The 22,319-nt window shown below is 64.0% G+C and carries 20 protein-coding genes and 1 pseudogene; 15 read left to right on the top strand and 6 right to left on the bottom strand.

The features are described 5' to 3' along the window. Positions 1–285 precede the first annotated feature (285 nt). Positions 286–756 carry a MarR family winged helix-turn-helix transcriptional regulator gene (locus tag LB551_RS27225; RefSeq protein ID WP_224661125.1) on the top strand — a complete coding sequence of 157 codons (471 nt, stop codon included), beginning with the start codon at positions 286–288 and terminating at the stop codon, positions 754–756. Positions 757–772: 16 nt separating this feature from the next. Here the strand turns inward: LB551_RS27225 and LB551_RS27230 are convergent, their stop codons facing one another. Next, positions 773–1,639, bottom strand: coding sequence for an AraC family transcriptional regulator (locus LB551_RS27230; protein ID WP_224661126.1), 867 nt, complete (start codon positions 1,637–1,639; stop codon positions 773–775). A 49-nt stretch (positions 1,640–1,688) separates the two neighbouring features. On the opposite strand from LB551_RS27230, the gene LB551_RS27235 reads away from it, so the two are divergent. The 5 genes from LB551_RS27235 (at position 1,689) to LB551_RS27255 (ending at position 5,712) form a co-directional block, all read left to right on the top strand. Then, positions 1,689–2,096: a DUF2000 family protein gene (locus LB551_RS27235; protein WP_224661127.1), complete on the top strand. Its 408-nt coding sequence runs from the start codon at positions 1,689–1,691 to the stop codon at positions 2,094–2,096. 172 nt (positions 2,097–2,268) lie between these two features. Then, positions 2,269–3,153, top strand: a complete 885-nt coding sequence (locus LB551_RS27240) for a DMT family transporter (protein ID WP_224661128.1) — start codon at positions 2,269–2,271, stop codon at positions 3,151–3,153. Between the two features lie 65 nt (positions 3,154–3,218). Next, complete coding sequence (locus LB551_RS27245) at positions 3,219–4,241, top strand: LacI family DNA-binding transcriptional regulator (RefSeq protein WP_140550335.1); 1,023 nt, start codon at positions 3,219–3,221, stop codon at positions 4,239–4,241. Then, positions 4,238–5,221, top strand: a complete 984-nt coding sequence (locus LB551_RS27250) for a 2-hydroxyacid dehydrogenase (RefSeq protein WP_224661129.1) — start codon at positions 4,238–4,240, stop codon at positions 5,219–5,221. The genes LB551_RS27245 and LB551_RS27250 overlap by 4 nt, the downstream gene beginning before the upstream one ends. 86 nt (positions 5,222–5,307) lie before the next feature. Then, on the top strand, positions 5,308–5,712 hold the full coding sequence (locus LB551_RS27255; protein ID WP_224661130.1) for a hypothetical protein: 405 nt from the start codon (positions 5,308–5,310) through the stop codon (positions 5,710–5,712). Here LB551_RS27255 and LB551_RS27260 read toward each other — a convergent pair whose 3' ends face one another. Further along, positions 5,713–6,504 (bottom strand): gamma-glutamyl-gamma-aminobutyrate hydrolase family protein, encoded by a 792-nt coding sequence (locus tag LB551_RS27260; RefSeq protein ID WP_224661131.1) that lies wholly within the window; start codon positions 6,502–6,504, stop codon positions 5,713–5,715. Between the two features lie 244 nt (positions 6,505–6,748). Between LB551_RS27260 and LB551_RS27265 the strand changes: the two genes are divergently transcribed. Continuing rightward, positions 6,749–7,858: a TRAP transporter substrate-binding protein gene (locus tag LB551_RS27265; RefSeq protein WP_140550332.1), complete on the top strand. Its 1,110-nt coding sequence runs from the start codon at positions 6,749–6,751 to the stop codon at positions 7,856–7,858. Positions 7,859–8,186: 328 nt separating this feature from the next. Here LB551_RS27265 and LB551_RS27270 read toward each other — a convergent pair whose 3' ends face one another. The 4 genes from LB551_RS27270 to LB551_RS27285 all read right to left on the bottom strand — a co-directional run bounded on the left by LB551_RS27270 (position 8,187) and on the right by LB551_RS27285 (position 12,827). After that, positions 8,187–9,215 (bottom strand): zinc-dependent alcohol dehydrogenase family protein, encoded by a 1,029-nt coding sequence (locus LB551_RS27270; RefSeq protein ID WP_224661132.1) that lies wholly within the window; start codon positions 9,213–9,215, stop codon positions 8,187–8,189. A gap of 19 nt (positions 9,216–9,234) precedes the next feature. Then, positions 9,235–11,031: a TRAP transporter large permease subunit gene (locus tag LB551_RS27275; protein ID WP_224661133.1), complete on the bottom strand. Its 1,797-nt coding sequence runs from the start codon at positions 11,029–11,031 to the stop codon at positions 9,235–9,237. After that, entirely contained in the window at positions 11,028–11,630 is a 603-nt protein-coding gene (locus LB551_RS27280; protein ID WP_224661134.1) for a TRAP transporter small permease subunit, read from the bottom strand. Before LB551_RS27280 ends, LB551_RS27275 begins: the two co-directional genes overlap by 4 nt. A 291-nt stretch (positions 11,631–11,921) precedes the next feature. Beyond that, positions 11,922–12,827 (bottom strand): branched-chain amino acid ABC transporter permease, encoded by a 906-nt coding sequence (locus LB551_RS27285; RefSeq protein WP_224661135.1) that lies wholly within the window; start codon positions 12,825–12,827, stop codon positions 11,922–11,924. Between the two features lie 148 nt (positions 12,828–12,975). On the opposite strand from LB551_RS27285, the gene LB551_RS27290 reads away from it, so the two are divergent. The 8 genes and pseudogenes from LB551_RS27290 to LB551_RS27325 all read left to right on the top strand — a co-directional run. Beyond that, a complete protein-coding gene (locus tag LB551_RS27290) occupies positions 12,976–13,590 on the top strand; it encodes a CGNR zinc finger domain-containing protein (RefSeq protein WP_224661136.1) in 615 nt (204 codons plus the stop codon). Continuing rightward, complete coding sequence (locus tag LB551_RS27295) at positions 13,577–14,116, top strand: hypothetical protein (RefSeq protein WP_411970967.1); 540 nt, start codon at positions 13,577–13,579, stop codon at positions 14,114–14,116. The genes LB551_RS27290 and LB551_RS27295 overlap by 14 nt, the downstream gene beginning before the upstream one ends. A 220-nt stretch (positions 14,117–14,336) precedes the next feature. Beyond that, the gene (locus tag LB551_RS27300) at positions 14,337–17,816 is read left to right on the top strand and encodes an indolepyruvate ferredoxin oxidoreductase family protein (RefSeq protein ID WP_224661138.1); all 3,480 of its coding nucleotides are present in this window, start codon (positions 14,337–14,339) and stop codon (positions 17,814–17,816) included. Between the two features lie 144 nt (positions 17,817–17,960). Continuing rightward, positions 17,961–20,273 (top strand): putative bifunctional diguanylate cyclase/phosphodiesterase, encoded by a 2,313-nt coding sequence (locus LB551_RS27305; RefSeq protein ID WP_224661139.1) that lies wholly within the window; start codon positions 17,961–17,963, stop codon positions 20,271–20,273. A 146-nt stretch (positions 20,274–20,419) separates the two neighbouring features. Continuing rightward, positions 20,420–21,199 (top strand): N-acyl amino acid synthase FeeM domain-containing protein, encoded by a 780-nt coding sequence (locus LB551_RS27310; RefSeq protein ID WP_140550324.1) that lies wholly within the window; start codon positions 20,420–20,422, stop codon positions 21,197–21,199. A gap of 155 nt (positions 21,200–21,354) precedes the next feature. After that, positions 21,355–21,504, top strand: a complete 150-nt coding sequence (locus LB551_RS27315) for a DUF3096 domain-containing protein (protein ID WP_224661140.1) — start codon at positions 21,355–21,357, stop codon at positions 21,502–21,504. A 213-nt stretch (positions 21,505–21,717) separates the two neighbouring features. After that, positions 21,718–21,942 carry an aa3-type cytochrome c oxidase subunit IV gene (locus LB551_RS27320; protein ID WP_140550322.1) on the top strand — a complete coding sequence of 75 codons (225 nt, stop codon included), beginning with the start codon at positions 21,718–21,720 and terminating at the stop codon, positions 21,940–21,942. An 87-nt stretch (positions 21,943–22,029) separates the two neighbouring features. After that, a pseudogene (locus LB551_RS27325) lies at positions 22,030–22,319 on the top strand (NAD(P)(+) transhydrogenase (Re/Si-specific) subunit alpha); the annotation flags it as partial.

Raw genomic sequence — 22,319 nt, forward strand, 5'->3', positions numbered from 1 at the left:
CCAAGGTCTCTTCGAAACGGCCGGAGCGCGACGCCCCGGAGACTGTGGGATATTGGTGCGCAAAAGGAGCCTGTGGACGATCATGCCGAGCCGATCCACCGCAATCGCTTTCGCGAAAAGTCGTTTGTCATCTAACTGAAATAATCATCTGGCATTAGCCACGGCGGGTACCGCAATGCTTGCCGGCAAAGCTGTTTCAGGCGCCGGAATCTTTTTGATCGTCGATTGCCAACCGGCCGGCTGCGTCTATGCTGCCCGCACCGGTATGGCCGAAGAGGGATGACCATGGCCAAGGCGGACAAGACTGCGACAATGAGCCGGCTGCATTCGGCGGCAAGGCTGGCAAGAACAGCGCTTGCGGCGCGGCTGCTGGCGCACGGCTTCTATGCCGGCCAGGACCAGATCATGCTGGCGCTCGACCGCGAGGATGGCCAGACGCCGGGCAATCTGGCCGGGCGTCTCGGCGTGCGGCCGCCCACCATAACCAAGACCATCAACCGGCTGCAGGCACAGGGCTTCCTGCAAAAGCGCGCCTCCGACGCCGATGCCCGCCAGGCGCATATCTTCCTCACCGACACCGGCCGCGAGACCATCCGCGCCATCGAAAAGTCCGTCAAGAAGACCGAAAAGCAGGCGCTGAAGGGCCTCGACAAGAAGGAACAGAAGGCGCTGTTCAAATTTCTTGCCCGCATCGAGGCCAATCTCTCGAACGAGGAACTGGCCTTGATCGATGAGGACGTCGAGTTGGACGACTGACCGCCGATTCCGGCGATCAGGCCGCGGCGGACCCACGGATCAGCGAACACCAGCGTCCCGGCGTCATGCCGAATGCCTTCTTGAATTGCCTGTTGAAGTGGCTTTGGTCGCTGAAACCGGCCTCGGCCGCGATCTGCGCCAGCGGCTCGCCGGCGGCGATCATACGCCGCGCGCGCTGAAGCCGGCGCATCAAAAGGAAACGATGCGGACTGGTGGAGAAAACGGCGCGGAAATGCCTGGACAAGGCATAGCGGTCGAACCCGGTAACCGCCTCCAACTCGTCGGATCGCACGGGCCGGGCGGAGTTTTCCGTGAGATAGTCGCGCGCCAGCGCGGCCGCCCGCCAGGCCGTTTCCCGCACCGCTCTCGCCGGCTGGCCGGCGTGGCGGGCAAGCCCTTGCATCAGTTGCGCCAGGAAGTCGGCGACGAACAGCTCATCGAGGTCTTCCTCCAGTGGACCCAGCGCCGAAAGCAAGGTCGCGCGCAGGCGTTCGTCCGCCACCACGGCCTCCCTGACGAAGGGCAGAGATGTGCCGCCCAGGCAGTCCAACATCAGCGACGGTTCCAGATAGAGGATCCTGTAGCGCAGCCCGTCCTCGGTTCCGGCGCCGCCATCATGCAGTTCGTCGGGATGCAGGACGATGATCTGGCCCGGCAGGCTATGCCGCACCGCACCGCGATAGCGAAAGCTCTGCACGCCTTGCAGCGTCACCCCGATCGCATAGGTGTCGTGGCGATGCAGGTCGAAGGCGCTGCCGTGGAACCGCGCCTCGATGCGCTCCATGCCGACGGGGTCGCGGGCGGCAATGATGCAGTTTTCCGCGGCATCCGCGCACAAACGTCCAAGACCCTGGAACGCCTGACTGCCTAGATCGAGCGACATCGCTTCCTTTCGTCTAGAAAGGGCATAACCCCCGAATGGTCACTGTCTCATGTTCGATACGAAATTTGCAATCGTGCTCAGGGATGATCTGCCGGTCTGGCAAAAACTCAACGTCACCGCTTTCCTGACCAGCGGCGTCGTCGCGCAGTTCCCCGATATCATCGGCGAGCCCTATCGTGACCGCGCCGGCAATGTCTACAACCCGCTGTCGATCCAGCCGGTCATCGTGCTGTGCGCCGACCAGGCGACACTCGGCGCAATCCACAGCCGCGCCCTGGAGCGCGGAGTAACGAGCTCGCTCTACGTCGAGGAGATGTTCTCGACCGGGTTCGACGCCGCCAACCGCGCCGTCTTCGCCGAATTCGCGCCGGAAGACGCCAAGGTGGTCGGCATTGCATTGCGCGCCGACAAGAAGACGGTCGACAAGATCACCAAGGGTGCTCGCATGCATCCCTGACGACCCGGGCCTGAGCCTGTCCGCAGCTCTTGTTGTGCCAGCCGCTTTTGGCTTGCCGCACGCCCGCAATTGCCGCAAAGGTGGGCCTCAGCCCAGCTTTCCATTCGGCCTGCAAGTGAGTGCTCCCCAAACATCTTCAGAAAGCGCGACGCCGCCGGTGGCGATCCTGTGCATGCTGTCCACCTATGTCTTCTTCACCTTTCTCGACACCAGCAGCAAGTACCTCGTCCTGGCCGGCGTCTCCGCGCTCGTCGTCGCCTGGGTGCGCTTTGCCGTGCATGTCGTTCTGGTCGGCGCGCTGTTGCGCGGCTGGCGCGAACCGGCGCGGTTCCGTCCGGTCAACCTGCCGGCTCATGTCCTGCGCGGGCTGTTCCTGTTCGGCTCAACCATCTTCAACGTGCTGGCGCTGCGGTCCCTGCAACTGGCCGAGACGACATCGATCTATTTCTTCGGGCCGATGGTCATCACCGCACTTGCCGGGCCGCTGCTTGGCGAATGGGCGGGCTGGCGGCGGTGGCTGGCGATCCTGGCCGCTTTCGCCGGCGTTCTGATCATCACAAGGCCGGGAGTCGGCGTTTTCGGCATCGGACACCTCTTCGCGCTCGGCTCGATGCTGTCGAACTGCTTCTATGTGATCATGACCCGACGCATGTCGGCGACCGAGACATCGGAAAGCCTCATCCTGTTTTCGGCGCTGGCCCCGGCGGTGGTGCTCCTGCCCATGCTGCCGTTCTCGTTTTCCCTGCCGCACGATGGCTGGCACTGGTTCATCCTGCTCATGCTCGGCGTGTTCGGCGGCGTCGGTCACTGGCTTCTGGTGCAGGCCTATCGCATGGCCACCACCACCGCGCTCGCCCCCTATCCCTATTCGCAGATGGTGTGGATGATCCTTTCCGGGCTCATCGTCTTCAAGCAGTTCCCCGACCGCTGGACGCTCGTCGGCGCCGCCGTCATCGTCGCCAGTGGTCTCTACATCGTCCATCGCGAGCACCGGCTGCGCTTGCGCAATCGCGCGGTGCTGGACATCGAGGCGGAAGCGCTGGCAAAAAAACTTTGATTTAACCCCGAAGGATGGCATAAGGCCGCCTTTAAACAGTTTAAAAAACGGCGGGGAGCGGAAGGCTGGCACAGAAGATCAAGCTGTCGACGATCGCGGACGCGCTCGGCGTGTCCACGGCCACGGTATCGCTGGCGCTGCGCGACAGCCCGCTGGTCGCAGGCGGCACCCGCGACCGCATCAAGGAGCATGCCCGCGCCATCGGCTACATCTACAACCGCCGCGCCGCCAGCCTGCGCACCTCGCGGTCGGGCATTGTCGGCGTCGTCGTGCATGACATCATGAACCCGTTCTTCGCCGAGATACTGCGCTCGATCGAAAGCGAGCTCGACCGCAGCCGCCAGACCTTCATCCTGTCCAACCACTACGACCAACTCGAGAAGCAGCGGACCTTCATCGACACGCTTTTGCAGCTCGGTGCCGACGGCGTCATCATGTCGCCGGCCATCGGCACTCCGGCCTCGGATATTCTGATGGCCGAGGAAAACGGCCTGCCGGCGGTGCTGATCGCGCGCACCGTCGAAGGCGCCGACGTGCCGGTGTTTCGCGGCGACGACGCCTATGGCACCGGCCTTGCCACCAATCACCTGATCTCGCTCGGCCACAAGCGCATCGCCATGATCGGCGGCACCGACCAGACCTCGACCGGCCGCGACCGCTACCAGGGCTATGTCAACGCCATGGAGGCCGCCGGGCTGGAAGTGCGGCCGGCCTGGCGCATCCCCGGTCCGCGCACCAAGCAGGCCGGCTTCGAAGCTGCCGGACAGTTTCTGGCCCTGAAGGACAAGCCGACAGCCGCCTGCTGCTGGAACGACCTCGTCGCCATCGGCCTGATGAACGGCATCGCGCGCGCCGGCCTGGTGCCCGGCCTGGACATATCGGTCACCGGCTACGACGATCTCGAGGAGGCGGCAATCGCCACGCCGGCGCTGACCACGGTGTGGAACGGTCAGCGCGAGGTTGGCCGCCGCGCCGCCAGCGCCCTGCTCGACAAGCTGAACGGGCAGACGGTGCGGCCCTCGCAGGAACTGATCAAGCCGGAACTGCATGTGCGACAGTCCACCGGCAAGCCGGTGGAGCGCGTATGACAAAGCCCGAGCAACTGCAAGCCGTCGCCATCCTGGTGCCGGGGCATTTCAACGACCATGCGGTCGAACGCATCGACCGGACATTCAGGCGTGTCGGGATCGAGCGCGCCGACCCCTCCCTGGTCACCGATGAGATGCGTGACAACGTGCGCGCCATCGCCTCGTTCGGCGGCATCAGCGCGGCCCTCATGGATGCATTGCCGAAGCTTGAGATCATCGCCAGTTTCGGCGTCGGCTATGATTCGGTCGATGCCCGCCACGCTGGCGATCATGGCATCATGGTCACCAACACGCCGGATGTGCTGACCGAGGAGGTCGCCGACACCGCCATCGGCCTGCTGATCAACACCGTGCGCGACCTGCCGCGCGCCGAAACCTGGCTGCGCGACGGCAGCTGGCAGCGCAAGGGCAACTATCCCCTGAGCCGGCTCACCTTGCGCGGCCGCAGCGCCGGCATTTTCGGTATGGGCCGTATCGGGCTCGCCATTGCCCGCCGGCTGGAGGCGTTCGGATTGCCCGTCGCCTATCACAACCGGCGCCGGGTCGAGGGCCTGTCCTATCCCTACCACCCGACGCTGAAGGGCCTCGCCGAAGCAGTAGACACGCTGATTTCGGTGGTGCCGGGCGGCGCCTCGACGGAAAAGGCGGTCGATACCGAGATCCTGTCGGCGCTTGGCGCCAACGGCGTCTTCGTCAATATCGGGCGCGGCAGCACGGTCGACGAGGCGGCGCTTGCGACAGCCCTGGCCAAGGGCACTATCGCCGCCGCCGGGCTCGATGTCTTCGCCGACGAGCCGAACGTGCCGCGGGCGCTGCTTGACGCGACCAATGCCAGCCTGTTGCCGCATGTCGGCTCGGCCTCGGAGCACACACGTCGCGCCATGGCGGATCTTTGCGTCGACAATCTGGTGTCCTGGTTCAGCGAGCGCCGGTCGATCACACCCGTGCCCGAGACGGCGCATGTGAAGGCGCGCGGCTGAGCGGTCGGGCTGCCATATTTATTAACGTCAGCTTAACCCTTTGAAATCATTCTTCATCCTGTCCGTACGCATGGATGAGGGTCAGCATGAAAACGCTTTCCGCACTGATCGGAGCCGCCGCCCTGTTTGGCGGCGTTCAGCTGTTTCATGGCGGCACTGGCGAAAGCGTGGCTGAAGAGGCCGCGCCGCCCGACACCTACAGGCTGGTCGCCAATGGTTATGAGGGGGTTTGCGCAATCAAACGCGGCGCCACCGTCTCGGACGGCCTGTCGCTTTTGACGGTGGCTCCGAACTGCCGCCGGCTCATGCCAGGCATAGAGCGGGCGAAATTCTGGCGCGAGCAGGAGGACGGCACGGTCGCCTTCAGCGCCAACGGCGTCGATCCGATCGTCACCTTCGCGGTCGCCGATGGCGACGGCTTCGAATCCTACGCCCCCGCGCTGCCGCTGCTGTCGCTGGCGGCGGCCTGGGACCCGAGCACCGACGACTGATTATTCCGCCGCCGCGCGGGCGCCGGCTTTGGCGGCCGCATGCAGGCGAACCGCGTCGCCGAAGGCCCGGAAGATCTTGGCCGAGTTGCTGTCCGACTTGACCCAGTATTCGGGATGCCACTGGACGCCCACCGCGAAAGCGCGGGCATTCTTTACGGAGACCGCCTCGACGGTGCCGTCGTCGGCCACGGCTTCGATCTGCAGCTTCGAACCAAGCCGGTCGATTGCCTGGCGGTGCAACGAGTTGACCTTCATGTCGCCGGCCCCAAACACACCGGCCAGGCAACTGCCCGCCTTGATCGAAACGGTCTGGTGGATGGCGAAGCGTTCGTCCTGGATATCGCTCACCGGCGCGCGGTGGTCGAGCGAGCCTTCACGCTCCTGGATCTCGGTGCCCAGCGTGCCGCCCAGCGCCACGTTCAGCTCCTGGATGCCGCGGCAGATGGCAAGCAGCGGCACGCCACGCTCGATCGCCTTGCGGATCAGCGGCAAGGTGGTGGCGTCGCGTGCCGGATCATAGGGACCATTCGCCTCGCTGGCATCGCCGCCATAGAGCGAGGGGTTCACGTTGGATTTCGAGCCGGTCAGCATGACGCCGTCGACCGACGACAGCAGCTCATCGAAATCGAGCCGCTCGCCGAACGAAGGCACCAGCACCGGGAACACGCCGGCGCCGGCGATCGCCGCCTCCAGATATTGCTGTGGGGCGGCATGCCAGGTGTAGTTGTCGAATTGACGGACGTCGGTCGATATGGCGACGAGCGGCTGCTGCATTTTGGCTTTGTTTTCCATCTGGGCCGGGGAATCCTGCCTTCAAAATAGGCGATCCCAGCACATTTTTCCATGACAAGTTTCGGTCTGTCGGATGGGCCACCAAACGGCCCGTTAGACTATAGTTGCAAGGCCCTGCGCACACGCCGTCAAATCAGGCCGCCACGCTGGACTCGACTCCTTGCCCGTGTATTGTTTCGCCAGCCGTGCAGGGCATCGAGCATGCGCCGCACGTCGGTTTTGTTGATCCAAAAGGGAGGACTTCATGGATCGTCGTTCATTCATCCGCAAGGCCGGGACGACCGGCGTTGGCGCCGCCGCGGCCGCCGCCACGCTCGCCGCGCCGGCCATAGCCCAGTCCAATCCAAAGGTGACGTGGCGGCTGGCGTCGTCCTTTCCCAAATCGCTCGACACGATCTATGGCGGCGCCGAGGTCTTCTCCAAGATGCTTTCGGAAGCTACCGACGGCAATTTCCAGATACAGGTCTTCGCCGCTGGCGAACTGGTGCCCGGCCTTCAGGCGGCCGATGCCACCACCGCCGGCACGGTCGAGGCCTGCCACACGGTGGCATACTATTACTGGGGCAAGGACCCGACCTGGGCGCTGGGCGCGGCGGTTCCGTTCTCGCTCAACGCGCGCGGCATGAATGCCTGGCACTATCATGGCGGCGGCATCGACCTGTTCAACGAATTTCTCGCCACGCAAGGCTTGTTCGGCCTGCCTGGCGGCAATACCGGCGTGCAGATGGGCGGCTGGTTCCGCAAGGAGATCAACACGGTGGCCGACCTTTCCGGCCTCAAGATGCGCATCGGCGGCTTCGCCGGCAAGGTTGTGCAGAAGCTCGGCGTCGTGCCGCAGCAGATCGCCGGCGGCGACATCTACCCGGCGCTCGAAAAGGGCACCATCGACGCAGCCGAATGGGTCGGCCCCTATGACGACGAGAAGCTCGGCTTCTACAAGGTCGCGCCCTACTACTACTATCCAGGCTGGTGGGAAGGCGGTCCGACCGTCCACCTGATGTTCAACAAGGCGAAATACGAAGAACTTTCGCCGACTTACAAGTCGCTGCTGCATACCGCCGCGCAAGCCGCCGATGCCAACATGCTGCAGAAATACGACTACCTCAATCCTGCGGCGGTGAAGCGGCTGGTGGCAGGCGGCGCCAAACTGCGTCCGTTCAGCCAGGAGATCATGGCCGCCTGCTTCGAGAAGGCCAATGAGGTCTATGCCGAAATGGAAGCCTCGAACGCCCCGTTCAAGAAGATCTGGGAATCCATCAAGGGCTTCCGTAAGGAGCATTATCTTTGGGCGCAGGTGGCCGAGTATAATTACGACACCTTCATGATGGTCCAGCAGCGCAACGGCAAGCTGTAGGTAGGGATTGGTCCCTTCTCCCCGTCACTACACGGGGAGAAGGTCCCGGCAGGGGGATGAGGGGCAGCGCCGGCTTCGGCGATTGAATCGCCCGGGCTTAGGTCTAATGCATGTCGCCCAGAAGCGTGCAGCGGTTCCGGGACATCGACATGCATCAAACAGAGACTTGAAGCGCGTCGCCTGAATCCGTTTCAGCGCCCCGCGCTTTAGGGGCTGAAGGCCAACCCTCGTGTCTTGTCCATCCACCATTGGCGCTGCCTCTTACCTGCCTGCCGGCATCCTCTCCCCGTATAGTGACGGCCCCGCCAGTGGCCAACGTTGCAAGACTTTAGGCTCGGCCCGGCACCACCACCACCTTGACCTCGCCGGCGGCAGGCGGGTTGGCGATCACCGTGACCGCCTCTTCCAGCGGCACCTGCCGGGAGATCAGCCGGTCGATCTCGATCGCGCCCGAAGCGATCAGCTCGGCGGCGCGGCGGTGCGTGTAGGGATTGAGGAAGGAGCCGAGAACCTTCAACTCGCGAAACAGAAGATCGAAGGGCTCGAAAGCGGCCTTCATGCCTTGCGGCACCACGCCGACAATGACGACCGTGCCGCCGGCCCTCGCCAGCCGCAGCGACTGCTCGACCGTTTCCCGGACACCGGCACATTCGAGCACCACGTCGACGCCGCCGGGCACCAGTCCGGCTGGACCGGCGATGGCATCGATGACGTTGGCTGCGCTTGCGTCGATCGTTGCCGTCGCGCCGAGCTCCTCGGCCAGCGCGCGCCGTGAGGCCTGGCGCGTCGACAGGATGATGGTGGTCGCTCCCGCAAGCCTTGCCAGTTGCACGGTGAGCAGGCCGATCACGCCGCCGCCAAGTATGGCGACCGAGGAGCCCGGTCTGATCTGGGCCAGGTCGACGCCATGCAGGCAGCAGCCGAGCGGCTCGCAGAAGGCGCCATGGGTCGGCTTCAAGTCTGCGGGCAGGATGAAGGCCTGTTTCTGCGGCAGCACGACGTAGTCGGCGAAGCCGCCGTCGCGATGGATGCCGATGGCATTGAGATTGCTGCACAAATTGACGCGGCCGGCATGACAATGGTGGCAGCGTCCGCAGGCGATGTTGGGGTCACCGGTGACGCGGTCGCCGATCGAGAAGCCGCTCACGGAATGTCCCATCGCCTCGACGATACCGGAGAACTCATGTCCGGGCGTCACTGGCGGCCTGCAGGGAAACTCGCCGTGGAAAAGATGCCGGTCGGTGCCGCAGACACCGCAGGCCTCGATGCGCACCAGCAGATCGTCAGGCCCGGGAACGGGCTTGGCGACCTCGCGCAGCGTGATGCTGCCAACCGCTTCCAGCCGCACCGCTTTCATGGCTTTGCGATCTCCGGCATCAGTTGAAGCTCGGCGGCTTCGACAGGTCCGGCTGTGGTGCCGCCGGTTTGGCGGGCGCCGTATCGCCGAAGTTCGGCGGCTGCGACAAGTCGGGCGCGGCAGGCGCGGCGGGCGGCGCGGCGCCGTTGGCGGGCGCGGTGCCGGTCCCGGCCGGCGGAGTGCCGAGCGGCGTCAGTCCCGGCACCCCCGGCACCGTATAGTCGATCGTACCGGAATCGACCGCTGTGCCCTTGTAGTGCATCACCATTTGCGGGAAGGCGATGGTGAGCCCGATCATGATCACCTGGATGCAGACGAACGGCACGGCGCCCCAATAGATCTGGCCCGTTGTCACCGGCGCGATCTGCTTGCCGGTCAAGCGGTCGAGATAGGGCACCCGGGCGGCGACCGAGCGCAGGTAGAACAGCGCGAAGCCGAAGGGCGGATGCATGAAGCTGGTCTGCATGTTCACGCCCAGGAGCACGCCGAACCAGATCAGGTCGATGCCGAGCTTGTCGGCGGCCGGCGCCAGCAGCGGCACGATGATGAAGGCCAGCTCGAAGAAATCGAGGAAGAAGGCAAGCACGAAGACCAGGATGTTGACGCCGATCAGGAAGCCGACCTCGCCGCCCGGCAGCGAGGTCAAGAGATGCTCGACCCAGATATGGCCGTTGACGCCGTAGAAGGTGAGGGAGAAGACGCGCGCGCCGATCAGGATGAACAGCACGAAGGACGACAGCCTTGTCGTCGAAGCGAGCGCCTGCTTGACCACGTCGAGCGACAGCCGGCCTTTGATCGCCGCCATTGCCAGCGCGCCGACAGCGCCCATGGCGCCGCCCTCGGTTGGAGTGGCGATGCCAAGAAAAATGGTGCCCAGCACCAGGAAGATCAACGCCAATGGCGGGATCAGCACGATCACGACCTGCTGCGCCAGCCGCGACATCATGTTGATTTTCAGGCGCTGGTCGGCGATCGCAACGATATAGATCACGGCCACGCCGATGCTGGCGCCGAGAATGTCGGCATTGTCGCCGTGGGTCGGTGCGAGATAGCGGTAGGCCGCGTAGGAGATCGCCACCGTTGCCAGCAGCGCCACCAGCAGCGACACGACGCCATGGCCGAGCGTGCGTGCTTCCAGCGGCAGCGCCGGCATCGAATTCGGCCGCACGATCGTCATGATCAGGATATAGAGCATGTAGAGGCTGGTCAGCACGATGCCGGGGATCAGCGCGCCCGCATACATGTCGCCGACCGAGCGGCCGAGCTGGTCGGCGAGCACGATCAGCACCAGTGACGGCGGGATGATCTGGGCGAGCGTTCCGGACGCGGCGATGACGCCGGACGCCAGCCGGCGATCATAGCCGTAGCGCAGCATGATCGGCAGCGAGATCAGCCCCATGGCGATCACGGATGCGGCCACCACGCCGGTCGTGGCCGCCAGCAGCGCGCCGACGAAGATCACGGCATAGGCGAGCCCGCCGCGGATCGGCCCGAACAACTGGCCGATCGTATCGAGCAGGTCTTCCGCCATGCCCGATCGCTCGAGCACGATGCCCATGAAGGTGAAGAACGGGATCGCCAGCAGCGTGTCGTTCGACATCACCCTGCTGCCGTAGAAATTGTCTGGCAAGGCATGCAGCAGCGGCCAGGCGAGGTTGATCGAGCCGCCCGAATAGGGCGAGACCAGCACGCCGATGAAGAAGAACAAAAGCCCGTTGGCGGCGAGCGAGAAAGCGACGGGATAGCCGATCAGGAGGAAGAGGACCAGCGAGGCGAACATGATCGGCGCCATGTTCTGGGCGATGAACTCGATCACGAGCGTACCTCGCCAAGCGCCTTAGCCTCGTCTGCAAGTGCCTTGGCTTCGAGTTCCGCCTGCTCATGCGCGGATATGAACGGAGTGGGGTCGTCCATGTCGCCGCGCATGATGGCGATCTTCTTGATGATTTCGGAGATGCCCTGCAGCGCCAGCAGGAAGAAGCCGACCAGGAGGATCGCCTTTGCCGGCCAGATGATCAGCCCGCCGGAATTGTTCGACATTTCGCCGCTGCGGAACGAAAGCGACACGTAGGGGACGAAATAGATCACCATCAGCGTCACGAACGGCATCAGGAAGAAGACATGGCCGAGAAGGTCGATCCAGTGCTGCACGCGGCGCGGGAACAGGCCGTAGACGATGTCGATGCGGATATGGTCGTTCTGCTTCAGCGTATAGGCCGCCGCAAGCATGAAGGCGGCGCCGAACAGGTACCATTGCAGCTCCAGCCACGCATTCGACGAGGTGTCGAACACCTTGCGGATGATCGCGTTGGCGGCGCTCACCAGGATCGCCAGCAGGATCAACCACGATATCCATTTGCCGATGAACTCGTTCATGCGATCGATCGCCCTGGATAGAGCGAGAAGCCCTGCCATGCATTCCTCCCTTGTTGTCCGAGGCGCGACGGCTCCCCGTTATTTTACGCCGCGCCGCTGTGGCCTAACCGTATGCCGTGCGTGGCAGGACGGGTCAACACAGGAGCGACGCTGGCAACGCGGTTGTGAGACGAGGGAGCGGACAAAGCGCCGGCCGGCGGCGCACGGCTCGGAAAACCGGAACCGGCCGCCGGCAGGGTTCGCGGGCAAAATCAAAGCATTAAGGCGACCGTTTCGCACCCGAAACAAGCTATCGGAGGCGCGCGTCATGCAACCAAAGTCTGATGCGGATCACGCGATCTTGGTCTGGTCGCGACCGGCGCCGATCAGCACCAGCATGGCGACGAGGAACAGGTACATCCACGCGTCGCGCCATTCCACGGGGAAATAGCCGGCCCACAGCGATTCGGCCATGCCGAAGGCGGCAGCGCCCAGGGCCGCCCGCGGCGGCGAGAGATAGCCGCCGACCGCCGTCACGAACAGGATCTTCAGCCCGTAGACCAGGCCGGAACCGAAACTGACATTGCCGTAGTAGAGGCCGGCCATGACGCCGGCGAGCGCGGCGCAAAAGCCACCGAAAAGCACGGCGTGGCGGAACACGGCGCGCACGTCGACACCGCACATGGCGGCCGCCTTGGGATCGTCGGAGACGGCGCGCCAGCGCCGGCCGAAATTCGAATGGGCAAAGGCCCATGCCGCAAGCGCAACCGCCGCCAGCACCACGGCGCAGTCGAGCAGTTGGATCAGCGTCAATGTCGCCTTGAAGCCGGCATTCTGTGCGAAAACGACAGGCTGCGCCAGCATAGGCGGCAGCCACAGGTCATGCGTGTCGGCGGCAATGCGGCTTGCTTCCGACAAAACCAGCAAGATGCCGAGCGTGGTCACCACGATCGCGTTGGGCGAGCGGTCGGCCAGCGGTTCGAAGACGCTGCGCGACAGGACGTGGCTTATGAGCGCGGCATAGAGGAAAGCCGCCGCGACGCCGAGCACCACCGCCGCCGTCAGCGTCAGCCACAGTACCTGGTAGCCGAAGGCGGCGGTCAGGATCATCGTCTGCCCGCAAAAGGCGAACAGCGCGCCATAGGCCAGGTTGGTGCGGTGCAGGATGCCGTTGGTCAGCACATAGCCGAACGCCAGCAGCGCATAGAGTGCGCCTGAATGCAGCCCGTTCAGGACCTGCTGGAAGAAATACAACATGCGAAACCCTCGGAGCATGTCGCCCAAAGTACACGGCGGTTTTGGGACAACGAAGCGCTCCAACAAAGAGCGGCGATACCACCCCTGAGCAAGACTTGCATCGGCGATTCTAACTTGTCAAACGCGATTTATCGGTTAGATTTCGGCCATGACGGTATCCTGGATCCCCCACCGCTTCACCGGCGGCCTGCTCGCGCTCGACACGGCGAACACCGTCGTGCTGCGCGCCGATCCGGAGAGGACCTTCGACCGTTTTGATGATCGGCGCGAGATCGCCCGCTTCGCGGACGCGGCAAGCGGCTTTCGTGCCGCCGAGCTTGGCGGCAGGCGGCTGGCGGTCTCCGCGCCGGCTGCAATCGCGCCTGTCGTGCTGCCGATCCGCGAGGCGACGGACCGGTTGTTTCGCCACGCCGTGTCGAAGGGCGCCGTCGCCACCGATCATCTCTCCGGCTTGCTGGGAGCGTGCGCCGACGGTCTCGCCGGCGGCCGGACCGAGATCGCAACGCCCGGAAAACCGTTCGGCGATCCGGCAACGCCGATCGCTTTCGAGGCGGCACTGGCGGTTTCCGCCCTGTCGCTGCTGCGCAACGACACCGTCGCGAGGCTCAGGATCTGTCCCAATTGCTCCTGGCTGTTCGTCGACCGGAGCCGCAATTCCAGCCGCCTTTGGTGCGACATGGCGGTCTGCGGCAACCGCGAGAAGGCAAGCCGTCACTATCGCCGCCGCAAGGCGGCCAATGAGGTCAACAATGTCCAGGATTAGCTCTCGTTCAGCCCTGCTCGGCATGGCGCTGATCGCAGCGATGGCGCTCGGCGCCTGCCGCGACACCGGCAAGGACGGTGAAGGCAGGTTGTTCGAGATTTCGGGCAAGATATTCGTCTTCAACTACCGTCTCGCCAGGGCGACCTATGTCGTGACGCTGCGGCCCTTGCAGCCGATGGAAGAGGGCCAGGTCGCGGTCGCCAGCTTCCAGGATCCAGCCGGCGGCGCGCCGTTGGTGGTCGAGCAGAAGGTCTGGCCCAAGCTCGACAAGGTGACGTTGGAGAGCCCGGCTTTGACCTGCGTCGTCAAGAACAAGCCCTATACGATTGCCATCAGCATCAAGGGCTCCGACGGCGCGGTCCTGCAGAAGATCGACACCACGCTGATGTCCACCGAAGACCAGTCCATCCTGCCCGACCGGCCGCTCGTCATCGACCAACTCTACACCGCCAATCCCGATCTCGTCGGCCATCCCGACGGCAAGCTGCCGGGCGAGCCGAAGCCGGACTGTTCCAAGGGCACCTGACGCTCGCCGCCAAGCCCGAAGAAAAGCGAAATTTTCGTGCGCCAGACGTTGCTCGCGGAGCGATTTCATACCAGGCAAGGGATGACGGCGGATCGTTCGTTGCGCGGTGCCTGGCACGTCCGATTTCGTTTGACCTGTCTTGCAAGGGGAGAAAGGATGCGTCATCCGATCCCGACGCTGGCTGCCTGCCCCCGCGCGGCCTCCGCAGAGGAAATGCCTGATGACGCTGCACGACGTCGCGCTCGACGACAAGTTCGACCTGGGGAAGGAGCGCATCTTCCTGTCCGGCGCGCAGGCGGTCATTCGCATGCTGCTGATGCAGCGCGAGCGCGACCGCCGCGCGGGTCTGAACACGGCCGGCTTCGTCTCCGGCTATCGCGGTTCGCCGCTGGGCGGCCTCGACATGCAGCTGTGGAAGGCGAAAAAACAGCTCGCCCAGGCCGACATCGTCTTCCAGCCCGGCCTTAACGAGGAACTCGCCGCCACCGCCTGCTGGGGATCGCAGCAGACGGAACTGCTGGGCGAGGGCACCCATGACGGCGTGTTTTCGGTCTGGTACGGCAAGGGTCCGGGAGTCGATCGCTCCGGCGACGTCTTCCGCCACGCCAATCTGGCCGGCTCGTCGAAACATGGCGGCGTGCTCGCTTTGATGGGCGACGACCACATGGCCGAATCCTCGACCAACGCGCATGCTACCGAATTCCTGTTCGTCGACTCCATGGTGCCGATCCTCAATCCGGCCGGCGTCCAGGAGATAATCGATTACGGGCTCTACGGCTTTGCCATGTCGCGCTTCGCCGGCACATGGGCGGCCATCAAATGCGTCAAGGACAACATCGAATCGACGGCCTCGGTCGACGCCTCGATCGAGCGGCTGAACATCGTCATCCCCGAATTCGACATGCCGCCCGGCGGCCTCAACATCCGCCACGAGATCGACATGCTCGGCCAGGAGGAGCGGCTGCATGAGTACAAGCGCGCCGCGGCGTCCGCCTTCATCCATGCCAACGGGCTGAACAAGATCGTCTATTCGGGCGGCCGCAACCCCAGGATCGGCATCGTCACGATCGGCAAGAGCTATCTCGACGTGCGCCAGGCGCTGGAGGATATCGGCATCGACGAGGCGGCCGCCAACCGCATCGGCGTGCGGCTGTTCAAGGTCGGTTGCCCCTGGCCGCTCGATTTCCAGCACATTGCCGACTTCGCGCACGGCCTCGACACCATCGTCGTCGTCGAGGAGAAGCGTTCGCTGATCGAGGTGCAGCTTCGCGAGAACCTTTACGGCACCGCCACGCAGCCCGTCATCGTCGGCAAGAAGGACGAGCGCGGCGACTGGCTGTTTCCGGCAAAGGGCGCGCTCGACCCCAACGAGATCGCCATTGCCCTTGGCGAGAGGATCGTGAAAACCATCGGACCGTCGGAAGAGATTTCAGCGCGGGTGGCGAAGCTGCGCCAGTTCCAGGCCATGCTCGCAGACGCGTCGGATATCGGCTCCCGCACCCCCTTCTTCTGTTCCGGCTGCCCGCACAATTCCTCGACCAAGGTGCCGGACGGCTCGATCGCCGCGGCCGGCATCGGCTGCCATTTCATGGCGCTGTGGATGGATAGGAATACCGTCGGCTTCACCGCGATGGGCGGCGAGGGCGCGCAGTGGGTCGGCCAGGCGCCCTTTTCCAAGCGCGACCACATTTTCCAGAATCTCGGCGACGGCACCTACAACCACTCCGGCACGCTGGCGATCCGCTTCGCGCTGTCATCGGGCGCCAATATCACCTACAAGATCCTCTACAACGATGCGGTGGCCATGACCGGCGGCCAGCCGCATGAAGGCGGCCTGACGGTGGACATGATCGCCAGGCAGGTGCGGGCCGAAGGCGTCGAGCGCATCGCCATCGTCACCGACGAGCCCGACAAATATGCCGGCAAGGTCGAGTTCCCGGCCGGCGCCACCATCCATCACCGCGACGATCTCGATCTCGTCCAGCGCGAGCTGCGTGGCGTCAGCGGTGTATCGATCCTGCTCTACGACCAGACCTGTGCCGCCGAAAAACGCCGTCGCCGCAAGCGCGGCACCTTTCCCGATCCCGACAAGCGGGTCTTCATCAACGAACTGGTCTGCGAGGGCTGCGGCGACTGCGGCGTCCAGTCGAACTGCGTCTCCATCCAGCCGGTGGAGACCGAGTTCGGCCGCAAGCGCCGGATCGACCAGTCGAGCTGCAACAAGGATTTTTCCTGCGTCAATGGCTTCTGCCCGTCCTTCGTCACCGTGCATGGCGCCAGGATCCGCAAGGCCGAAGGCATCGCCGGCAAGATCGATCCGCTCGACGGTGTTCCAGCAGCCGCCGAATTCCCGCTCGGCGAACAGGGCTGGGCGGCGATCATCGACGGCGTCGGCGGCACCGGCGTCGTCACCGTCGGCGCCGTACTCGGCATGGCGGCTCATCTCGAGGGCAAGGGCTGCGGCATGATCGACATGGCCGGCCTTGCCCAGAAGGGCGGCTCGGTGTTCACCCATGTCCGCATCGCCCGCACGCCCGATGACATCCACGCCATCCGTGTCTCGGCCGGCAAGGCCGATCTCGTGCTCGGCTGCGATCTCGTCGTGTCGGGTGCCAAGAAGGTTCTGGCCGCGGTGCGCGAGGGTCACACCATCTTCCTCGCCAACACCGCCGAGATCATGCCGGGCGAGTTTGCCCGCTCGGCCGATTTCTCGCTGCCCATCGAGCGCCTGAAGAGGGCGATCCGCACTGCTGCCGGCGACGACAAGGCGCATTTCTTCGACGCCACCCGCACCGCCACATCCCTGTTCGGCAATTCGCTGGGCGCCAACATGTTCATGCTCGGCTTCGCCTTCCAGCATGGCGGTCTGCCGCTCTCGGCGCAAGCCGTCGAAAAGGCGATCGAATTGAACGGCGAGGCGGTGGGGATGAACATCGCCGCCTTCCGCTGGGGCCGCCGCGCCGCGCATCAGCCGGATTTCGTGCGTGGCCTCGTCTCCCAGCCGGGCAAGGACGGCCAAGCCGCCACGATTGCCCAGACGCTGGACGAGATCATTGCCCGCCGGGTCGCTTTCCTCTCCGCCTATCAGAACGCCGCCTATGGCAAGCGCTACGCCGGCAGGATCGCTGCCCTGCGCGCGGTCGAAGCCAAGGCCGCGCCCGGTTCGACCGCTGTGACCGAAGCGGCGGCCAGGAACCTGTTCAAGCTGATGGCGATCAAGGACGAATACGAGGTGGCGCGGCTCTATACCGACGGCTCCTTCGCCGCCGAGCTCGGCAAGCAGTTCCAGAGTTACGAAAAACTCGAATTCCATTTGGCGCCGCCCATCCTGGGCCGTCGCGGCAATGACGGCAAACCGAGGAAATCGAGCTTCGGCCCCTGGATGATGAAGGGGTTCCGCATGCTGGCGGCGATGAAAGGCCTGCGCGGGACGCCGTTCGACCTGTTCGGCTATTCCGCCGAACGGCGCATGGAGCGGCAGTTGCTGGCGCAATATGAGGCCGACCTGCAACGCGTCGCCAACTCGCTGGCGCCGGACAAGATCGAGGCCGCCACGGCCCTCGTCTCGGTGCCGGCGCTCATCCGCGGTTACGGCCCTATCAGGCAAGCCAGCGCCCAAAAGGCGGCCGGTGAGCGCCAAAGGCTGCTCGAGCGCCTGTCCGGCACATCAGCGAGGGCGGAACTCCAGGCCGCCGAGTGATGGATACGGCTTGTTTACCTGAACTTGAGTTTCACTACATTCCGTAACGTCACCCGCCTTGACGGCATGGGCAAAGCGGCCATTCTAAATCTTTCTTAAGGCGAATATGACACTGCTTGACTCCCCAGGGTTGGGATTCAGGCGTTGAATCTGAGAAAAAAGAACGAGATCCCTGTCGACGTCTACATACCGTTCGTGGAAACCTTGTTTCGCGACGGCCTGACGCTGTCGATCGGATTCTTTGCCCAGACCCTACTGGTGGTGCTCGTTTACTGGAAGACCAGGGATCCGGCCTATCTCGCCGTGACGGTTGGTTTTCTGACGGTTGCTTTCCTGCGCCTGCGCAACATCCGAAAATACCGGAATGCACCGTCGCCCAGGAGCTGGGAAGAAGCGCGCCGCCGCGAGAACGACTACATCCTCTACGGCTCGATGCACGGTTTCATGCTGGGCACGTTCTGCCTCGTCGGCATCTATCTTGCCTATGACGGCTTCGCCGAGATCGCGGCCGTCTGCGTGACGCTCGCCTCCGCCACCTCGATCGCCGGCCGCAATTATGGCTCGCCCAGGATGGTGATGATCTTCATCATGACCATGACCTGGCCCATTTCGCTGGGTTTCATCCTGCGCGGGGACCCTTATCATTTCATTCTCGGCCTGCTTTCGGCGCCGTTCCTGTTCGCCATCAAGCGCTTCGCCGACCTTGTCCGCGAGGTGCTTTTCGCCGCTTTGTCCGAGGAAAAGAAGGCGAACCGCCTCGCCCAGCGTTTCAATCGCGCGCTGAACACCATGTCGCACGGTCTGGTCATGCTTGGCCCGGACGGCCGGGTGGCGGTCGCCAACGCCGAGGCCGCGCATCTGATGTCGCTGAAGTCGGCCGATGCGCTGCTCGGGCGCTCGATCCATGGCTTGCTGATGCGCGGCGTCGCCGGCGGCATGCTGGCGCCGAAGGACTGCCGCTACATCGAAGCACAGCTGACGCGGGCGCTGCGCGAGGGCCGCGACCGCAAGGTGCTCGTTTCGCTCGCCAACGGCCAGCACTACGAATTCTCCGCCCGCGAAGGCAGCCAGGAGCTGGGGGTCATCACCTTCGAGGACGTGACGGCGCGCGTCGAGGCGGAAGACAAGATCCGCTTCATGGCACGCTACGACAGTCTCACCGGCCTGCCCAACCGCGCCTATTTCCACGAACAGGTCGGCGAGGCCATGGCGTCGGGCGACCGCGACCGCCTCTGCGGCCTGGCCGTGCTCGATCTCGACGATTTCAAGAGCGTCAACGACACGCTCGGGCACCCGATCGGCGACGGCCTGATCTACGCGGTCGCCGAGCGGCTTGCGGCCATTGCCGGGCCAGGCTTGACCGTCAGCCGTTTCGGCGGCGATGAATTCATGATCTTCTTCGACCGCATCGAGGATGAGAGCCATCTGGCCAGCCAGCTCGACGCGATATTCGCCGCCCTGCAAGGGGAGGTGGACGTCGCCGGCCACGGGCTGCGCATCCAGGCCAGCGGCGGTGCCGTGCTGTCGCGGGTCAGGGATACCGACGTCGACGCCATGATCGTCAAGGCCGACCTGGCGCTCTATAAGGCCAAGGAGCTCGGCAAGAACGGCTGGCGGCTGTTCGAGGCCGCCATGGACGCCGCTTTCCGCAACCGCCAGCTGATGAAGGCGGATCTTCGCAGCGCGGTGGAAGGCAAGGCCCTGCGCGTCGTTTACCAGCCGATCGTGGCGATGAACACGATGCGCATAGCCAGCTGCGAGGCGCTGTGCCGCTGGGACCATCCCGATCTCGGGCCGATTTCACCCGGCGTCTTCATTCCGCTGGCGGAGGAAATGGGCATCATTTCCGAGATCAGCACCTTCGTGCTGCAGGCAGCCTGCACCGAATGCGCCAAGTGGCCGGACCACACCAGCGTCTCGGTCAATCTCTCCGCCAAGGATTTCCGCAACCGGGACGTCATCCAGAAGGTTCGCGAGGCGCTGGCCAGCTCCGGCCTTGCCGCCGGCCGGCTGGAGATCGAGGTCACCGAAACGGCGCTGCTCGACGACAAGTCGCTGACACGCCAATATATCGAGGAACTGAAGCAGATCGGTGTGCGCATCGCACTCGACGATTTCGGTACCGGCTATTCGAGCCTGAGCTATCTGCACAAGCTGCCGCTCGACAAGATCAAGATCGACCGCTCTTTCCTGATGGACGTTACCCAGAGCAAGCGCTCGCTGGAGCTGCTGAAGGGCATTGTCAATCTGTCGCGGCCGCTTGGGCTTTCGGTGACCGTCGAAGGCGTCGAGACCTTCGAGCAGCTCAAGATCCTCGCCTTGGAGGTCAAGCCGGATCTTGTGCAGGGCTTCCTGTTCGGTTCGGCGCTCAGTGCCTCCGGTATCGAAACCATGTCGAGCACGGTTTGGCCTTTCGCCAAGGAGATCAAGAGTGCCAGACGGGCGGCTCGCGGCTGACGCGGCTGCGGAACGTTCTGATTTTAGTAAAATTTGGCTGGTAGTTAACGTTAACGATCAGTAAAGAGCGTTCGGCTCATTTTCATCTTTACATACCGTGGTGCTGTCGTAGTGTTGAGATACGGCGGCATTTACGGGGTTAGTTCATGGATGCGAAGTTGACGGCGCTTCGCCAAGTGGCAAGCGTGAGTGAAGAAAATTCCTCCGACAATATGTCGAGCTTTGCCAGAAATATTTCGGCAATGCTGGAGCGCACCGAGTATCGCCGTTGCGACAAGGGCGAGGACCTCGAGGATATCTATCGGTTGCGCTACAAATCCTATCGCTTGAGCGACATGGTTCCGGAGAATCCGGATCATATTATCCATGACGACCTCGACGAAGCCGAGAACTGCTCGAAATTCGGCATCTACATCGATGGCGAGCTGGTCAGCACGTTGCGCATCCACCATGCGTGCAGCGCCACACCGCAATCGCCGTCCACCACGGTCTATGGCGACATATTGCGGCCGATGCTGGCCGCCGGCGCGCATTTCGCCGATCCGAGCCGCTTTGCGGCCGATCCGGACTGGTCGAGGGCCTATCCCCAGATCCCCTATCTGACGCTTCGTCTTGCCGGCATGGCCTGCTTCTATTTCGACGCGCCTTACTGCCTTTCCACAATCCGCCCCGAGCATGCCGGCTTCTATCGCCGCATCTATTGCTCCGAGCAGATCGGTGAATTGCGCGACTATCCAGGCCTGAACTACAAGGTCGTGCTCTATCGGGCCAACGTCGAAGAGATCCGCGAGCGCTCCTTCTCCCGCTTCCCGTTCTTCCGCTCGACGCCGATGGAGCAGCGCATGCTGTTCGAAACGCCGGGCGCGGGCGAACTGGCGCCGCTAACCATCCTGCCGACGGCAAAATATTTCCGCGAAGCCGCCTGATGTCGCTCATCCGCGCACCCCGGCACTGCGCCAATGTCCCGGGCCGATGGAGCTTTTCGGTCGCTGCGACGTTTGGTTGACGCGCTGGCGCCAATCGTCCGCGCAAACGAGAAGCTTTGTCTCCTTCAGCAGGCCAGCGCCGAAAGGAAGCCCATATGACCATCTCCACCCTCGCGCTCACTCCGCTCATCTCGCTGATCGCCGGCGTGCTGATCCTGGTCATGCCAAGGCTGCTGAACTACATCGTCGCGCTCTATCTGATCATAGCCGGCCTGCTTGGGTTGTTTCCGCACCTCGCCAGCTGAAGCGAGCGAGCACGGTTGACGCGCCAGCCGGCTTCGTCCGGGATTGCGCGAAAACAAGCAGCCGGAGCGGTTCGGCGATTCTGCCGAAGGCAGGGCGGCTTTGTTTCAAAGTTCCCTTGAGGAAGTTGTCGGCTGCGATGCGGCAATAGCGCCATTGCTCTCGGCGCGGCTTTTCGCTATGTGCCTGAAAGATGTCTTCGAAGGGGTATTCCTATGGCTGAGCACACGCCGACCGGTCCTGTCGAACTGGGCGCGAAGATGGACTATGCCGAGCACGACCGCACCTATGCGGGCTTCCTCATGCTGGCCAAATACGGATCGCTCTTCTGCGGCGCCATACTTCTGGCGATGGCTTTCGGTTTCTTCGCGGGCGGCTTCTTCTCGGCGACTGTCCTGTTCGTCCTGATCATGGCCCTCGGCGCCTTCATTCTGCGGTAGTCTTTCCAAAATCCCATTGCCTTTGACGTCGCCGGACGCCCCGGCCGACATTTTGCGCAAACAGGTTCCAGCCGAAAGGATCATGCGGTGGGACAGACGGTTTTCATCCCTCGTGAGCTCGATGCGAACGAACCCCGCGTCGCGGCCTCGCCCGATACGGTGAAACGGCTGGCCGGCCTGGGTCTTGAGGTGGTTGTGGAGGCCGGTGCCGGCACGCGGTCGCGCATTCCCGATGAAGAGTTCGCCAAGGCGGGCGCTTCGATCGGCAAGGCCGGCGATGTGGCCAGGGCCGACGTGGTGCTGAGGGTGCGCCGGCCGACGGATGCGGAGCTGAAGAGCTACAAGAGCGGCGCGGCGGTCATCGCCATCATGGATCC

Source organism: Mesorhizobium sp. BR1-1-2 (assembly GCF_020165435.1).
Taxonomy (GTDB): Bacteria; Pseudomonadota; Alphaproteobacteria; order Rhizobiales; family Rhizobiaceae; genus Mesorhizobium.

Bases quoted from the DNA above. Each gene is read 5' to 3' on its own strand.
- LB551_RS27225 (WP_224661125.1), top strand. From the start codon at position 286: ATGGCCAAGGCGGACAAGACTGCGACAATGAGCCGGCTGCATTCGGCG.
- LB551_RS27230 (WP_224661126.1), bottom strand. From the start codon at position 1,639: ATGTCGCTCGATCTAGGCAGTCAGGCGTTCCAGGGTCTTGGACGTTTG.
- LB551_RS27235 (WP_224661127.1), top strand. From the start codon at position 1,689: ATGTTCGATACGAAATTTGCAATCGTGCTCAGGGATGATCTGCCGGTC.
- LB551_RS27240 (WP_224661128.1), top strand. From the start codon at position 2,269: ATGCTGTCCACCTATGTCTTCTTCACCTTTCTCGACACCAGCAGCAAG.
- LB551_RS27250 (WP_224661129.1), top strand. From the start codon at position 4,238: ATGACAAAGCCCGAGCAACTGCAAGCCGTCGCCATCCTGGTGCCGGGG.
- LB551_RS27255 (WP_224661130.1), top strand. From the start codon at position 5,308: ATGAAAACGCTTTCCGCACTGATCGGAGCCGCCGCCCTGTTTGGCGGC.
- LB551_RS27260 (WP_224661131.1), bottom strand. From the start codon at position 6,504: ATGGAAAACAAAGCCAAAATGCAGCAGCCGCTCGTCGCCATATCGACC.
- LB551_RS27265 (WP_140550332.1), top strand. From the start codon at position 6,749: ATGGATCGTCGTTCATTCATCCGCAAGGCCGGGACGACCGGCGTTGGC.
- LB551_RS27270 (WP_224661132.1), bottom strand. From the start codon at position 9,215: ATGAAAGCGGTGCGGCTGGAAGCGGTTGGCAGCATCACGCTGCGCGAG.
- LB551_RS27280 (WP_224661134.1), bottom strand. From the start codon at position 11,630: ATGGCAGGGCTTCTCGCTCTATCCAGGGCGATCGATCGCATGAACGAG.
- LB551_RS27285 (WP_224661135.1), bottom strand. From the start codon at position 12,827: ATGTTGTATTTCTTCCAGCAGGTCCTGAACGGGCTGCATTCAGGCGCA.
- LB551_RS27290 (WP_224661136.1), top strand. From the start codon at position 12,976: ATGACGGTATCCTGGATCCCCCACCGCTTCACCGGCGGCCTGCTCGCG.
- LB551_RS27295 (WP_411970967.1), top strand. From the start codon at position 13,577: ATGTCCAGGATTAGCTCTCGTTCAGCCCTGCTCGGCATGGCGCTGATC.
- LB551_RS27300 (WP_224661138.1), top strand. From the start codon at position 14,337: ATGACGCTGCACGACGTCGCGCTCGACGACAAGTTCGACCTGGGGAAG.
- LB551_RS27310 (WP_140550324.1), top strand. From the start codon at position 20,420: ATGGATGCGAAGTTGACGGCGCTTCGCCAAGTGGCAAGCGTGAGTGAA.
- LB551_RS27315 (WP_224661140.1), top strand. From the start codon at position 21,355: ATGACCATCTCCACCCTCGCGCTCACTCCGCTCATCTCGCTGATCGCC.
- LB551_RS27320 (WP_140550322.1), top strand. From the start codon at position 21,718: ATGGCTGAGCACACGCCGACCGGTCCTGTCGAACTGGGCGCGAAGATG.